Raw genomic sequence first — 14,091 nt, 5'->3', positions numbered from 1 at the left:
TGCCGCACGCTACGACGGTGACACGCAAAAGCGACATCGATCTCTAGGCTTTCGAAATCCAGTATGCGTTGGTCACCAACCAAGCGTTCTCGATGCCATTTTTCGGTCGCCCTCGGTGATATTGCGCGAGACGGGTGACCTTGCCTCGCGCAGCCTTGAGGGCGACCATCAAGGCCTTTTCTTCGTCACTGCGCCTGGCTCCGCTGCAGGGGTAAAATCCGCATGGCACAAGTGATCGTACGGGAAACGTATCGCCAGCCCTTTCCAGAAGCATCATGAAACCTCGTCGGTCTTCACCCGTGAACGGCAATGCCATCCGGCCAGCGTCGGACAAATTTGAAAGCCACCGTTCCGGCACGTGCGTCACTCCGGCAAAGGCGATCACGACATCGAGGTCTGGCAGATCAATTGCCTGCGTTGCATCACCGCACGTCACTTCGACGTGCGCATAATGAGCAAGATTGCCTTGCGCGCGACGAGCTAGTTCTTCGTCGATCTCATATGCAATCACGCGTCCTTCAGAACCCGTCAGTTCAGCGAGGATGGCGGTGAAATAGCCGACACCGGCGCCCACCTGAAGGACGGTCTGGCCGGGAGTGATGTTCAGATGGTCGAAAACCAATGCCCAAAGCGACGGCAAGCCGCTGTTCAGTCCGCGTTTTTCGTCAAGCAAGACCAGAACGTCGTGGTAGATCTCATGAAGTGCGGCTGAAGGGCTGGTATGGACCGCCCCGATTTGCAGTCTCGAATGGATACGCCATGGCCCGTCGCCAAGGTAGTGTTCGCGCGGAACCCTTGCAAAGGCCTCGATGACCGCAGGATTGTGCAAGACAGGTGATGCGACACGCAGGTCTTCGGCAAACCATCGGCGCGCTACACTAGCATCGATTTCTGTTGGCATAGAGTATCGGCTCCCGGATTGCGCGTACTCCATCATGCTCTCAGAAAACCGAGTGACGGCAAAGGGCGCCTATCCTCGTATGGACGGGGCGACGCGCGCTGTCCGTTTGCGACCGAGCGCGGTCTCGCCGAGCGCCCTCCGCGAGACTGTAAACCATGGCGATATGGAAGAACACTCTGCCCGACGATCATATCGTCCGGCTGGCGAGCAGCCTTGTGAGCCAATCCGGATCCATTTCCGGCACGGAGGACAGAAGCCGTTCGGTATAGGGGGCATGCGGCGGCGTGAGAATTTCGCTCTTTAATCCCTGCTCAACGACTTTACCCTGGTGCATGACCACAATTTCGTCGGCGATCGCCCGCACGGTGGCAATGTCATGGGTGATGAAAATGTAGGTCATGCCGAGCTCGCGCTGAAGCCGGATCAAGAGCTTCAGGATTTCCTCTTGCACAATCTGGTCGAGCGCGGACGTGATTTCGTCGCAGATTATCAGCTCCGGATCGGCGGCCAACGCCCGGGCGATGCAAACGCGCTGCTTCTGGCCTCCCGACAGTTCGGCCGGCAGACGATCCAGGTAAGTTTCGCTCATCTCGACCATGTGCATGAGTTCGCCGATCCGCCGATCCCGTTGTGCACCCTTGAGGCCAAGGTAGAATTCAAGCGGACGAGCTATAACTTCTTCGACCGTCTGGCGCGGATTTAGAGCGTTGTCGGGCATTTGATAAATCATCTGTATGCGTCGCAGGATCTCTTTTGGGCGCAACTTCACGGTCTTGGAAAGGGCCTGGCCGGCAAAGGAAATCGACCCCGAAAGCGGGGGCAGCAGGCCGGTAACGACGCGAGCGAGCGTCGATTTCCCGGAACCGGACTCGCCGACCACAGCCACTGTTCTTCCGCGTGGAACTTTGATCGAGACATCCTGGAGCACCTTAACCGCCCGGCCGTAGGCCGCGGTGACGTTGTCTATCGTAAGCAAATATTCATCGGCCGGAACTTCGGGCTTGGCGAGCTTGCGCACGGCCCAGAGCGTCTTGGTATATTCCTGGGTGGGCGAGGCGAGCATCTGGCGCGTTTCTGCCTCCTCCACGGTTAGTCCATGGCGCAAAACCATGATGCGGTCCGCCATTTGCGCCACCACCGCCAGATCATGCGTCACATAGATTGCAGCGGTGTTGAACTCCTCCACGATGTTGCGAATGGAGGCGAGAACTTCGACCTGCGTTGTCACATCGAGCGCCGTCGTTGGCTCGTCGAAGACGATGAGGTCCGGACGGCAAGCCATCGCCATCGCGGTCATCGCCCGTTGCAACTGTCCGCCGGAAACCTGGTGAGGATAGCGAAAGCCAATGGTCTCCGGATCTGGAAGCTGAAGACGCCGATAAAGATCGACCGCACTCCGGTTCGCTTTCTCTCGGCTGGCAATCCCATGCGCCACCACGGTTTCGACAGTCTGATCGAGGAGTCGATGGGCCGGATTGAAAGAGGCCGCCGCGCTTTGCGCGACATAGGCGATACGGGAGCCTCTGAGGCGACGCCGCCCTGTTTCGCTTAGTGCCAGAAGATTGATCCCGTCGAACAGGATCGAGCCCTGTGTAATACGGCAGCCCGGCTTGGCGTAACCCATCGCCGCGAGGCCAATGGTGGATTTGCCGGCGCCTGACTCGCCGATCAGGCCAAGAACGTCCCCCCGCTTCAGCGCCAGATCGACCCCGCGGACAATAGGATACCACCGCTCGTCCGAGAAACCCTCCACATGCAGATTGCGGATCTGAAGCAGATCCTTGCCTTTTTCGCGCAATCCGGGAGCGCTATTTTTCATCCCGCAACCCGCTTGTTGCATGCAGGAACCAGTCCACGACGAAATTCACAGAGACCGTGAGGAGGGCAATCGCGCCGGCCGGCAGCAGCGGCGTGACATCGCCGTAGGTGATCAGGGTCGCATTCTCGCGCACCATCGATCCCCAATCGGCAGTCGGTGGCTGAATACCGACCCCCAGGAAGGACAGTGCCGCGATCGTGAGGAATACGAAGCAAAATCGCAAGCCGAACTCCGCGACCAGCGGCGGCATCACGTTGGGAAGGATTTCCTTGGCGATGATCCATTTCGGGCCTTCGCCGCGCAATCGCGCCACTTCAACATAGTCCATTACCGCCACGTTAAGCCCGACGGCGCGTGCGAGCCGAAAGACACGGGTAGAATCGAGCAGCGCAATGATGATTATCAGGCTTGTGATCGACGAGCCGAAGATCGAAAGCAGCACCAGGGCGAAGATAAGGCTTGGGATCGACATCAAGACGTCCACCGCACGCGACAGTATCTGGTCGAGCCATCCTCTGTACAACGCGGCAAGAAGGCCTAGCGAGACGCCGACTGCGAAGGACAGCAATGTAGTCGCGACGGCTATACCGATGGTGTTGCGCGCACCGTAAATCAAGCGTGTGAGCATATCGCGGCCGAGCTGGTCGGTACCCAATTTGAACTGCTGGTTCCACGGTGCGAAGGCCTCGCTGAAGACCTGTGTTTCGCCATATGGGGCGATCCAGTGCGCGAAGACCGCAACGACGACATAGCCAACGATCACGAGGATGCCGAACCAGGCACTGAAGGGTGCCTTCTTCAGCGCCGTTTTGGCCCGGGTGGCGCGCGAGCGCCTCAGCCTGTGAACCTGCGCGATGGGTTCGTAGCTGGTCATCGTGGATGCAAGAGCCTGGGATTGGTGGCGATGGAAATGATGTCGGCGGTCAGATTAAGGAGGATATAGGTTGCCGCGAAAATCAAGGCGCAAGCTTGGACAACCGGAACATCCCTTGATTTGACCGCGTCGACCATCAGCTGACCGATGCCGGGATAGACGAACACCACTTCGACGACGACCACTCCGACGACGAGATAAGCAAGATTGAAGGCCACCACCGTGACGATCGGAGCCCATGCGTTGGGCAAGGCATGCCTGAGTACGATGGCCATCGGCGAGACTCCTTTGAGACGCGCCATGTCGATATAGGGGCTTGCAAGCATGTTGATGATCGCCGCTCGTGTCATGCGCATCATGTGTGCGACGATGACGAGCGTAAGCGTGGTCGCCGGCAAGGCTACTCTCCAGACCTGATCCCAGAACGGCGTCTGGTCGTTCACGTTCGACAATGTCGGGAACTTGGGAACTGCGTTAAGTATCCAGTTCAGTGACGCTGCAAGCCAGTGCGGCAGGGATTGTGCGAACTCGGAGCCGATGAATGTGTCGCGCGAGATGACCAGGTAGGCAAGCATATAGGCGACGAAGAACTCCGGGAACGAAATGGTTGTCAGCGTCACTGCGTTCACCACCCGGTCGAACCAGCCATTGCGGTGGAGCGCAGCGAGGATGCCCAGTCCCAGGGCGAGCGGAACTGCGATCAGCGCGGTCATCGATGCGAGGAACATCGTATTGTAAAGGCGCGGCGCGATGATCTCGGCGACGGTGCGCCGATATCCGGTGCGGCTTGCGAACGAAGAGCCAAAATCTCCGTGGAGCATCTGCCCGACCCAGACGAAATACCGCTCGACAGGCGGACGGTCGATGCCAATTTCTCGCTGGAAGGCGGCGACCGTTTCGGGTGTCGCGGATTGTCCGAGCATCGCCTTGGCGAAGTCGCCCGGCAGCATTGCAATCGCAGAGAAGATAATGATGGAGACGATGAACAGCGTGACCAGGCCGAGGCCAAGGCGCTGCAGAACCGTTCTTGCGACCGGGTTCATTTGCTCGCGTTTCCCGTTGCCGTCGCTGCCCTGCCGGCAGGGCACGCGGCTGCAAGCCGAAGCCCAGTAGCCATCGCGGGTCCGGCCCGCTCTCTCACGCAGTGGCGATCCACCAGCGTTCGGCCATCTTCAGTCCGTCGTTCTCCCAGTTCGGCGCCACTTCGCCATGTGCGAGCTTATTGGATTTGGCGCTGACGAAGTTGTTGAAGACCAGCACGATGCTGCCGCCATCATCATGCGTCAGTTGCTGCATCTCGGCATACATTGCCGCCCGCTTGGCCTCATCCGTCTCGGCGCGCGCCTGGACAAGCAACTCGTTGAAGCGGGGATTTTTCCAGAACGACTCGTTCCAGCTGGAGTCCGCGGCGAAGGCTTGCGTGAACATCCAGTCGGCCGTCGCGCGACCGCTCCAATAAGAAGCGCACCACGGTTTCTTGAGCCAGACATTGTCCCAATAGGCGTCCTCGGCCTCGCGCACGACGTTTACGTCGATACCGCACTGGGCTGCCGTCTCGCGGATCAGCGCAGCCGCGTCCACCGCGCCTGCAAAAGCGGCATCGGCGACCGAGAGGTCCACCTTCAGTTTCTCCATTCCAGCCTTTTTCAGATAGTGCTTGGCTTTCTCCGGATCGAAACTGTGCTGCGGCTGCGGATTCGTGGCGAATTTAATCGCCGGCGCGATCGGGTTGTCATTGGCCACAGTGGCGTGACCGAGAAAGATCTTGTCGACGATCTCCTGACGGTTGATCGCCCACTTTAAGGCCATCCGGACATCCGGATTATCGAACGGCGCCATCGTGACATTCATCGGCAAGGTGTAATGGCCATAGCCGGTGACCTCGACGATCTCCACCTTGGGGTTGCGTTTCAACATGCCGAGGGTCTTAAGGTCGGCGCGGCCAATATAGTCCACCTCCCCCGTCGATAGCGCGGCCATGCGAGCGGCGAGATCGGTGATGGCGATGAACTCCACCTCGTCGAGATAGGGTTTGCCGTTCTTGAAGTAGTTCGGATTGCGCTTGAGTTTGGCCGAAACGCCGGGCTGGAAATTCTCAAGCACGAAAGCGCCGGTGCGAACGCCCGATCCCCAATCCGCCTTGCCGTCCTTGGCCGGCATGATGACCAGATGGTAGTCACTCATGATGTAGGGGAAGTCGGCGTTGCCGCTTTTCAGCGTGAAGACAACCGTTTCGGGGCCATCCGCCTTAATGCTGGCGACGGGCTCAAGCAGCGGCTTCGCCGCCGACTTAGTTTCGTCGCCCATATGATAGCGAAGCGAAGTCACGACATCGTCCGCCGTCACATTCTTGCCGTTGTGGAAGGTTGCGCCCTTGCGAAGCTTGAAGACCCAGGTTTTGGCGCCATCGGACGATTCAAAGCTCTCGGCAAGGTCCGGTTGGACGTTGCCTTTGGCGTCGACCTCGGTGAGGCTGTTGGACATCGAGCCCGAGAACGCTGTCTGTGTGAAGGTGTCCGGGTAGCCGGCCGGATCGATCGAATCCGTCGTCGCGCCATGTGCCATTCCGAGCTTGGCGAAGCCGCCCTGCAGCGGTTCGGCCCGGGCCGTGCTGACGAAGAGCTTATCCGCAGCGGTGACCGTCAGCCCAGCGGCCAGCCCAAGATGAATGAAGTCGCGACGGGAAATCTTGCCGCGACCGATCAGGCTTTGAGCGATAGCAAGCTTGTATCCAGATTCTGACATTTGACTCTCCCATTGCGGATTTTCCGCGTTATTGTTCGTCACGCACCCTGTTAAGAAATCTACCCGTTAGCCGCGATAATCATTTCTGCTACTTTTCAAATCCGTACCTCAATCAGGCCGTCACATAGATGCTGCCCGCCTCGACCGTTACTGGAAATGTGCGCGCGCGAACGGACGGATCGACCAGGGCCGCGCCCGATTTGATATCAAATTCCCAGCCATGCCAGGCGCAGCGCACGATCTCGTTTTGGCGGTGATAGATGAACTGCGCCTCTTCGACCGGTGCAGTTGTTCCACATTGCGGCCCCTCGCAAAGGGGAGCGCCGCGGTGCGGACAAACATTCAGCAGCGCGTGGAATGAATCTCCGATGCGAAAAACGCCGACCGAAAGGCTGCGGATCTTGGCGATGAAGGGAGATCCGGTTTCGATCTCGTCGACTCTACAGATGTATGTCTTCTCGGGCATCGTCTGCTTCCTCAGGCAGCATTCGCCGCTTGCGCGCGCGGGATGCGCTTGTAAACCTCCAGCGCATTCAGCCCCATGATCTTGCTCTTCCAGGCAGGAGGGATTTGCAGCGTGTTGGCATCGTCATAGTCCCAATGCGGATAGTCGGAGGCAAACATCAGCGTATTTTCGCCGTCCATCGCCTCGAGAGTGGACCAGAGATGCTGAATATTTGCGGGCTGCTCCAGCGGCTGCGTGGAAAAGCGGATATTTCGCCGGCAATATTCGGACGGCAGCATTTTCAGCCATGGCGTCTCTTTGCGTAGGGCTTTGTAGTCGGCGTCCAGGCGCCACAATACCGATGGCACCCAGGCGACGCCGCATTCGATGACCACGAAGTAGAGGTCCGGCCATTTTTCGAAGACGCCATGCGCAATCATGCTTGCGACATGCGAAATGGCCGACATGTGCAGGATGGCATGGGTCTCCCAGAAGAATGTCGTCGGGGCCGGAGCAATCGCGGTCGAATTCACGCCACCATGGCCGCCCAGATGAATGGCAAAGGGCAGCCCCACCTCGGCGCAAGCCTCATAAATTGGATGGTAAAACGGATCGCCATAGGGCTTGACGGAGCCTTGCGAAGCGAGAACCTGAACCATGCGCGGGTGATTGCCCAGACGGCGTATCTCGGCGGCCGCGAGCTTCGGATCCTGTGGCGCGACGATGATCGAGCCCATGAAGCGATCGTCCTTCGGCAGCCATTGGTCGATCTGATAGTCATTGTAGGCGCTGACGAGGGCGCTGGCATAATAGGGATTGGCGAGGGTGGAAGCCTCGATCGGCTCATCGCCGGTCAGGATCGCCACATCGACCTTGTACTTGTCGAGGTGTTTTTCCTTCATGATGAGATAGTTGTCGGCTTCTGTTTTCGGACGGACGTCCTTGCGTGAGAAGTCCTGCGGATGAAACCAGGGACGATGGCCATGCGGGAAGGCGCCAACGGGACCTGTCTTCTCGCCTTCAACGAACATGTCCTTCCATAGGCCGGAAAGGTAAGGCTCCAATACAGTCGCGCTCGACCAGTAATTGTGACAATCGCAGTCGACTATGAACACGTTGCTCAGCTCCGTAGCTTCAGCCTGGACGATCTGCGGCCGATTTCACCGCGTGCAGCTTCCGCCTTGAGTATTGTTTGATCAAGCTTATGATCCTGCGCAATATGATCGACTTTTTCGATCGGAGGTCATGTGCAGCTAGATCACATCGAAACTTTTCTCGACATCATCGAGTCGCGAAATTTCAATCGTACCGCCGACCGGCTGGGGTTGACCCAGTCGACGATCAGCACCCGCATCAAGAATCTGGAGAGCGCGATCGGGTCCGAGCTCTTTCTGCGCGGGCGCGCCGGCGCTGAGCCGACAGCCGCCGGGCGGCGGTTCGAAGCCTATGCCAGATCCTTGCTGTCGACGTGGTCGCAAGCTCGACACGATGTGCGAGCGTTCAACCGTTTCGAGGGCACGTTGCGCATCGCCGCACAGGTGGGGATGACCCGTTCGGTCCTGCCGGGATGGGTCGAGACACTGTGCCAGGCGCTTCCAAAATCCTCGATCCATGTCGAGTCGGACTATTCGAACCAGATGGTCAGCGACCTAAGCATGGGAAATCTCGATATTGCCGTGCTTTATGCGCCTCGTTACCTGCCTGAGATCGCCTACGAGCATCTGATGGTCGAGGAATATGTGATGGTTTCGACGGCTGCCAGAACGCTGTCCGATGTCGACCCTGAAACCTACATTCGCCCAGGCTACACCGCGGTGCTGGAAAAGACGCACGCAGAGCTGCTGGCCGAGCTGGCGATCTGTCGGCTTTCGACGGGATCGGAAACTCTGGCGGAGATCATGCTGCGGCGAACGGGCGGCACCTGCTACATGCGCAGCGACGATGCGCGCCGGTTCACGGCCGAGCTCCCATCGTTCCTCGTCGAGGGAGCGCCGACGCTGCACCAGCCAGTCCACACCGCGATCCTTGCGCGCCGCAAACACGAACCCATTATTCGCAAGGGCATCCGAGCTCTCCAGGTGGCTGTAATGTCCCTGGAAGGGTAATCGAAATTACCGATCATAACGGCAGGATTGCGCGGCTGTTCAGCGGGGTTTGAAGTGGCATCTTGGCTCCACTTCAAACCCGAGTTGAATGATGAATGCTTACGCGGCCTTTGCAGCCTCCGGCTTCGCCCCAACAAAGCTTCACCGGCAGTGGGCACAGACCACGCCGCAGCTTGTGCTCTGCCGGCGCGTGATCGACGAGACGCACGATGTGAAAACGTTCGTTCTCACACCCGCTTCAGATCGGATGTTCTGCTTCAGCGCTGGCCAATATGTTGTGGTGCACCTGAGGATCGAGGGGGCCGCGGTGACGCGCTCCTACTCTGTTTCGTCACCACCGACGCGACCGCTCGACCTGCAGATCACCGTGAAACGGACGCCGGGCGGGCTCGTTTCGAATTGGCTCCATGACAATTTGAAGCCGGGCGATGGGATCGAGATCGAAGGGCCGCTCGGCTCGTTCAATCTCGACGATCTGCCGCATGCAAAGTCCCTCTTCCTTTCAGGTGGCAGCGGGATAACTCCCGTCATGTCAATGCTGCGGGCATTTACCGACCGCGCAACAAACCAGGATATCCACTTCATTCATAGTGCGAGAACGCCGGACGACATCATTTTTCGGCTCGAACTGGACGCACTTGCCGCTCGCTTTCCCAATGTTCATGTGACTTGCATTTGCAGTCATGGAGACCCGGCCTGGACGGGTCCAACCGGGCGAATTAACAGTGAGATGCTCCTGACCTTGGTTCCCGATCTCCATAGCCGCACGATTTTTGCCTGTGGGCCGGAGTCCTACATGAAGGCTGCACGCAGCTGCCTCGATGCAATCGGGCTCGCCCTTTCACAGTATCATGAGGAGAGCTTCGGGGGCGGCAACATTTCGCGTTCGCTATCGGATTCAAAGGTTTCGTCTTCGGTCCGCTTCGCCCGCTCCGGCCTTGCATATCACTGCGCGCCCGGAGAGACCCTGCTGGAAGCGGCGCGCCAATGTGGCGTCTATGTCCCAACCGCTTGCCAGCAGGGAGTTTGCGGTACGTGCCGGATCGCCAAGCTGTCTGGCGAAGTCGTCATGGATGACCTAGGCGGACTGACGTTGGAGGACAAATCGGCAGGCTACATCCTGGCGTGCTGCAGCCGCCCACAAGGCGACATTTTGCTTGATCTATAATTGTACCCATCGCGGAACGAAATCGGGCAGCCTTTGCGTTCAACGACCAAGCCATACTACTGCGACCGCAAGTGATTAGGTTTCGGAACCCGGATGGGCTCGCCCGATTTCTGGCGCAGCTCACGCTGGGCATCGCAAGCGACAAAAGTCCTACCCAGCAATACGCTTGAGCTATTATTCAGCCGCTGCATGGGATCGACCTCGACACAAAGAGGCGCGGCAATTCGGCTCCAGCTACACCGTCGCGGCCGGATCAGGGGCGTTGCGGTTGAGATGAACCGCAATCGAATTACGGTTCACCAGGCGAGCCGCGAGGACACGGTGTTCAATCGGTGCGGTGTCGCCAGCCAGCCTCTTCAAGAGAAGCTCGGCTGCCGTCGCCCCGATCAGATGCGCCGGCTGCGCGATGGCTGTGATACCTTGGGCCACGAACTGCATCCAGTCGAGATCGTCGAAGCAAAGCAGCGAAACCTCTCCCGGGATCGCAAGCTTCAGTGCGGATGTCGCCTCCAGAACGCCTGTCGACATCACACCGTCGGCGGTAAACAGGGCGGACGGCGCATTGCGCATTGTCAGCAGATCGAGTGCCTCCTTTCGGGCTGCCTCGCTGGAATAGACCGCCACGCGGCGGATCAACTGTGGATCCGGCGAAATGCCCGCAGCGCGATGGGCTTCGAGATAACCCAACAACCGTTGCCAGCTTGGATGATGGTAGCGAACGTCGGAGCTGGAGAGATCAGCGTTTGTCACAAAGGAACCAACATCATCGCGTTGGTCCGGCCCGAGTTCCGCCAATATTCCGATGCGGCTGTGTCCGGCGGCGATGATCGCCGCTATGCTGCTACGCGTTACAGAAACGTTATCGACCACGACCGAATCGGTTTCCATGCCCGCCACGATGCGGTCGAACTGCACGACGGGACAGCCGGCCGCGACGGCGTCACGAAGATGATCCGGCTTGTCCAAGAAGGTCGATGAGACGACTAAACCATCGACCTGCTTTTCCAACAGCAGCTGCACCGCCTCTCGCTCGAGTTCGGCATTTTCGTCACTATTCGTAACGATAACCCCGAAGCCGCCACGGCGCGCGACGTCCCCTATTCCGCGCAGCACGCTTGCATAGAATGGGCTTTCGATGTCGCCTACGACAACGCCGATAGTCTGGGTCTTACCGGTGATCAGACCTTTGGCCAGGCGATTGGGCCGATAACCCAGCGCAGATGCCGCGGCGCGCACCTTCTCCTGGACCTCAGGGCTGCTGTACCCGTAGTCACCAAGCACACGCCCAGCCGTGGCAGAGCTCACTCCAGCCCGGCGAGCGACTTCGATGATAGTTGCGTTTTTGGATCTTTGAGTCACCCAGCAAGTCCCGCCGACCATGCAACGTCGTGGCGACGAACTAGCGGCAGTTAGGCACGCCCCGCAAGGCCGAACACCGCAGAACCCGCCGCTGCGCACACCATTTGAATCACAGCACCTCCGACAGAAAGCGTCGAAGACGCGGGCTCTGCGGATTGTCGAATAGGTCTTCTGGCCGGCCTGCCTCGACGATCCGCCCCTCGTCCATGAACACGACCTGGTTCGCGACCTTGCGAGCGAAATTCATCTCGTGTGTAACGACCACCATCGTCATCCCGCCCCGCCCGAGGTCGGCCATCAAGTTCAGGACACCTTTGACCAATTCTGGATCGAGGGCGCTGGTGACTTCGTCGAACAGCATAATTTCGGGTTCGAGCGCGAGCGCACGCGCGATGGCCACCCGCTGCTGTTGCCCGCCCGAGAGATTGGCCGGCCGATGGTCCTTGCGCTCCAGCAGTCCGACTTCATTTAGCCTCGCCAAGGCCGCGTCATTAGCCTCCTCGCGCGACATGCGTCTAACTTTGCGCAGCGCCAAGGTGATGTTGGCGAGCGCGCTACGGTCGGGGAACAGATTGAACTGCTGGAAAACCATGCCCACGCGCCGCCGGAGTTGGTCAGGGGTCTGCTTGTAGATGCTTTCGCCGTCGAGCAGAATGTCACCGGCTCGACATTCTACGAGACGGTTGAGGCAGCGCAGCAAGGTCGACTTGCCCGATCCGGACGGACCGATAAGGCAGGTGACGGTCCCGGGCTCCACTTTCAGACTGACGTCATGCAGCACCTGGACGGCGCCGTAGGCCATGTCGATATTCTTGACCTCGATGCCGCCACCCTTGAAGCGTGTGGGCGCTGCTGCAGGCAACGTCGCTGTTCCCGGCACAACGGTTTCGGCAAGCTCGGCGACCTCCTTGAGGCCACTCTGCACGGCGGTTATTCGTTTGCCGACGCGCATGCGCGCGTCGATGTAGTTGACGAGATGGGTCAGCGGCACCGTGATCACGAGATAGAACACTCCGGCCAGCAATAGCGGCGACAAGTTGCCGGTCAGCACAGCCTGGTCCTGGCCGACGCGGAACAGTTCGCGTTCGGAGGCGAGCAGACCAAGGAAATAGACCAGGCTGGAGTCTTTGACATTGCCGATGAACTGGTTGACCAGTGCAGGCAGGACGCGACGGATGCCTTGCGGGATCACCACCAGGCGCATGCCTTGGCCATACGTCATACCGAGAGTGCGCGTGGCGTCGATCTGACCCCGCTCGACGCTCTGAATGCCGGCGCGGAAAATCTCCCCGATGTAGGCTCCGGCGATCAGGCTGAGCGCCAGAATGCCCAGCGGATAAGGCGATGGACCGAACAGATCTCGGCCCAACCGCGCGAAGCCTTGGCCAATGATCAGGATTGTGACAATGGCAGGAAGCCCACGGAAGATATCGGTATAGACTCGGGCAAGGAGTTTCAGCGGCCGGTTCTCTGAAATCCCCATGACTGCGAGGACGATACCGATCAGCGTTCCGAAAAACGTCGAGGCAAGGGCCAGGATCAAAGTGTTCTTGAGGCCGACCATCACCATGTTTGGCAGAACTTCTGCCATCGCCTGGAAATCAAGGAAGCTGCGGGCGAAGGTATCGAACCAGCTCATATCAAGTCCATCTATAACTCGGCCGGGCACCGTTGCTGACGGGCCCGGCCGGAAACGAAAATGAATACGCGCGAATTCACTTCTTGGGCAGATATTGATCCGGCATCGGAGTGCCCGGGAACCATTTCTCATGCAGCCGTTTCCAGGTGCCATCGTCCATGGCCTCGCGCAGCGCCTTGTTGAGCGCCTCGCGGAAGGCATCGTTGCCTTTCTTGACCACGAACCCGGCCGGCGCATCGAAGGACGGCACGTTCATTGTTATCTTCAGGTTCTTATAGCGCTCCACATACTGCTTGGCGGACTCATAGTCAGTGAAATGGCCATCAATCGTCCCGTTATTCAGCGCCGCCACCGCAGTGTTGTTGTCGGGAAATTTGACAATGTCGCCCTTGAGGTTCTTCTCGGCATAGATTTCCTGCAGCGTTCCCTGGATCACGCCGATGCGCTTTCCGGCGGTGCTCTCATTGCTCGTCAGTGCCGGATCCGCCGAAATGATCGACAGATAGCCGGCGAGATAGCCGTCGCCAAAATCCACGGTCTTCTTGCGCTGCGCCGTTGTGCCGATGGCGGCGACAGCGACGTCGAAGCGGCCATTGGCAACGGACGGCAGCAGCGCCGAGAATTCCTGGCCGGTGAAAACGATCTGCTCCTCCTTGAACCCGAGCCGGCGCGCCACATCACGGAAGAGTTCGGCGTCGAAGCCAGTGAAGTTACCGTTGGCGTCGGTGAAGACATAGGGTTTCGCATCGCCCATGGTTCCGACGCTGATCACCGTCGGGTCGATGAGGTTGTAGGGGTTGTCGGCCGCGTTTGCCTGAGTTGACGAGGCCAACGTGCCAAGTCCTGTCAACAGCGCGATCGTCAGCGCCAGACCGGATTTCACAAGTTGGCGCCTGCTCGAATTCGTGTGCATGTCTTCTCCTCTTACGATTGGCCGAACTCGGCCTTGCGATCCCACTCGACGTCTCATCTATCAAAACGCTCTTAGATGGCGTTCGGCCAGGTAGGTGAGAACGTTATCATTTGATCTAGCATT

General features: G+C 59.0%; 12 protein-coding genes. 2 read left to right on the top strand and 10 right to left on the bottom strand.

Going from position 1 to position 14,091, the window contains the following annotated elements; genetic code table 11:
• Positions 1 to 43: 43 nt before the first annotated feature.
• The 7 genes from NKJ81_RS13295 to NKJ81_RS13265 form a co-directional block, all read right to left on the bottom strand.
• Positions 44 to 901, bottom strand: a complete 858-nt coding sequence (locus NKJ81_RS13295; RefSeq protein WP_352540709.1) for a protein-L-isoaspartate O-methyltransferase family protein — start codon at positions 899 to 901, stop codon at positions 44 to 46.
• A 187-nt stretch (positions 902 to 1,088) separates the two neighbouring features.
• Positions 1,089 to 2,720, bottom strand: coding sequence for an ABC transporter ATP-binding protein (locus NKJ81_RS13290; protein WP_352503726.1), 1,632 nt, complete (start codon positions 2,718 to 2,720; stop codon positions 1,089 to 1,091).
• Complete coding sequence (locus tag NKJ81_RS13285) at positions 2,710 to 3,594, bottom strand: ABC transporter permease (RefSeq protein ID WP_352540708.1); 885 nt, start codon at positions 3,592 to 3,594, stop codon at positions 2,710 to 2,712. Before NKJ81_RS13285 ends, NKJ81_RS13290 begins: the two co-directional genes overlap by 11 nt.
• Positions 3,591 to 4,637 carry an ABC transporter permease gene (locus NKJ81_RS13280; protein WP_352540707.1) on the bottom strand — a complete coding sequence of 349 codons (1,047 nt, stop codon included), beginning with the start codon at positions 4,635 to 4,637 and terminating at the stop codon, positions 3,591 to 3,593. The genes NKJ81_RS13285 and NKJ81_RS13280 overlap by 4 nt, the downstream gene beginning before the upstream one ends.
• A gap of 94 nt (positions 4,638 to 4,731) precedes the next feature.
• The gene (locus NKJ81_RS13275; RefSeq protein ID WP_352540706.1) at positions 4,732 to 6,339 is read right to left on the bottom strand and encodes an ABC transporter substrate-binding protein; all 1,608 of its coding nucleotides are present in this window, start codon (positions 6,337 to 6,339) and stop codon (positions 4,732 to 4,734) included.
• A 112-nt stretch (positions 6,340 to 6,451) separates the two neighbouring features.
• Positions 6,452 to 6,805: a Rieske (2Fe-2S) protein gene (locus tag NKJ81_RS13270; protein WP_352503722.1), complete on the bottom strand. Its 354-nt coding sequence runs from the start codon at positions 6,803 to 6,805 to the stop codon at positions 6,452 to 6,454.
• An 11-nt stretch (positions 6,806 to 6,816) separates the two neighbouring features.
• Positions 6,817 to 7,899 (bottom strand): amidohydrolase family protein, encoded by a 1,083-nt coding sequence (locus NKJ81_RS13265; RefSeq protein ID WP_352503721.1) that lies wholly within the window; start codon positions 7,897 to 7,899, stop codon positions 6,817 to 6,819.
• 132 nt (positions 7,900 to 8,031) lie between these two features.
• Here NKJ81_RS13265 and NKJ81_RS13260 point away from each other — a divergent pair, with 132 nt between their 5' ends.
• Positions 8,032 to 8,889, top strand: a complete 858-nt coding sequence (locus NKJ81_RS13260; protein ID WP_352540705.1) for a LysR family transcriptional regulator — start codon at positions 8,032 to 8,034, stop codon at positions 8,887 to 8,889.
• 88 nt (positions 8,890 to 8,977) lie between these two features.
• Entirely contained in the window at positions 8,978 to 10,057 is a 1,080-nt protein-coding gene (locus NKJ81_RS13255; RefSeq protein ID WP_352540704.1) for an FAD-binding oxidoreductase, read from the top strand.
• A gap of 234 nt (positions 10,058 to 10,291) precedes the next feature.
• On the opposite strand, the gene NKJ81_RS13250 is transcribed toward NKJ81_RS13255, so the two are convergent.
• The 3 genes from NKJ81_RS13250 to NKJ81_RS13240 all read right to left on the bottom strand — a co-directional run bounded on the left by NKJ81_RS13250 (position 10,292) and on the right by NKJ81_RS13240 (position 13,968).
• Positions 10,292 to 11,437: a LacI family DNA-binding transcriptional regulator gene (locus NKJ81_RS13250; RefSeq protein WP_352540703.1), complete on the bottom strand. Its 1,146-nt coding sequence runs from the start codon at positions 11,435 to 11,437 to the stop codon at positions 10,292 to 10,294.
• Positions 11,438 to 11,525: 88 nt separating this feature from the next.
• A complete protein-coding gene (locus NKJ81_RS13245; protein ID WP_352540799.1) occupies positions 11,526 to 13,055 on the bottom strand; it encodes an amino acid ABC transporter permease/ATP-binding protein in 1,530 nt (509 codons plus the stop codon).
• A 76-nt stretch (positions 13,056 to 13,131) separates the two neighbouring features.
• Positions 13,132 to 13,968 (bottom strand): ABC transporter substrate-binding protein, encoded by an 837-nt coding sequence (locus NKJ81_RS13240; protein ID WP_352474451.1) that lies wholly within the window; start codon positions 13,966 to 13,968, stop codon positions 13,132 to 13,134.
• Positions 13,969 to 14,091 lie beyond the last annotated feature (123 nt).

This window comes from Mesorhizobium sp. M0018, assembly GCF_040323955.1.
Classification (GTDB): Bacteria; Pseudomonadota; Alphaproteobacteria; order Rhizobiales; family Rhizobiaceae; genus Mesorhizobium.
Note: the sequence above shows the minus strand (reverse complement) of the source record. Positions and strands in the feature narration are given on the sequence as shown.

Bases quoted from the DNA above. Each gene is read 5' to 3' on its own strand.
- NKJ81_RS13250 (WP_352540703.1), bottom strand. From the start codon at position 11,437: ATGGTCGGCGGGACTTGCTGGGTGACTCAAAGATCCAAAAACGCAACT.
- NKJ81_RS13245 (WP_352540799.1), bottom strand. From the start codon at position 13,055: ATGAGCTGGTTCGATACCTTCGCCCGCAGCTTCCTTGATTTCCAGGCG.
- NKJ81_RS13280 (WP_352540707.1), bottom strand. From the start codon at position 4,637: ATGAACCCGGTCGCAAGAACGGTTCTGCAGCGCCTTGGCCTCGGCCTG.
- NKJ81_RS13270 (WP_352503722.1), bottom strand. From the start codon at position 6,805: ATGCCCGAGAAGACATACATCTGTAGAGTCGACGAGATCGAAACCGGA.
- NKJ81_RS13255 (WP_352540704.1), top strand. From the start codon at position 8,978: ATGATGAATGCTTACGCGGCCTTTGCAGCCTCCGGCTTCGCCCCAACA.
- NKJ81_RS13290 (WP_352503726.1), bottom strand. From the start codon at position 2,720: ATGAAAAATAGCGCTCCCGGATTGCGCGAAAAAGGCAAGGATCTGCTT.
- NKJ81_RS13240 (WP_352474451.1), bottom strand. From the start codon at position 13,968: ATGCACACGAATTCGAGCAGGCGCCAACTTGTGAAATCCGGTCTGGCG.
- NKJ81_RS13285 (WP_352540708.1), bottom strand. From the start codon at position 3,594: ATGACCAGCTACGAACCCATCGCGCAGGTTCACAGGCTGAGGCGCTCG.
- NKJ81_RS13275 (WP_352540706.1), bottom strand. From the start codon at position 6,339: ATGTCAGAATCTGGATACAAGCTTGCTATCGCTCAAAGCCTGATCGGT.
- NKJ81_RS13295 (WP_352540709.1), bottom strand. From the start codon at position 901: ATGCCAACAGAAATCGATGCTAGTGTAGCGCGCCGATGGTTTGCCGAA.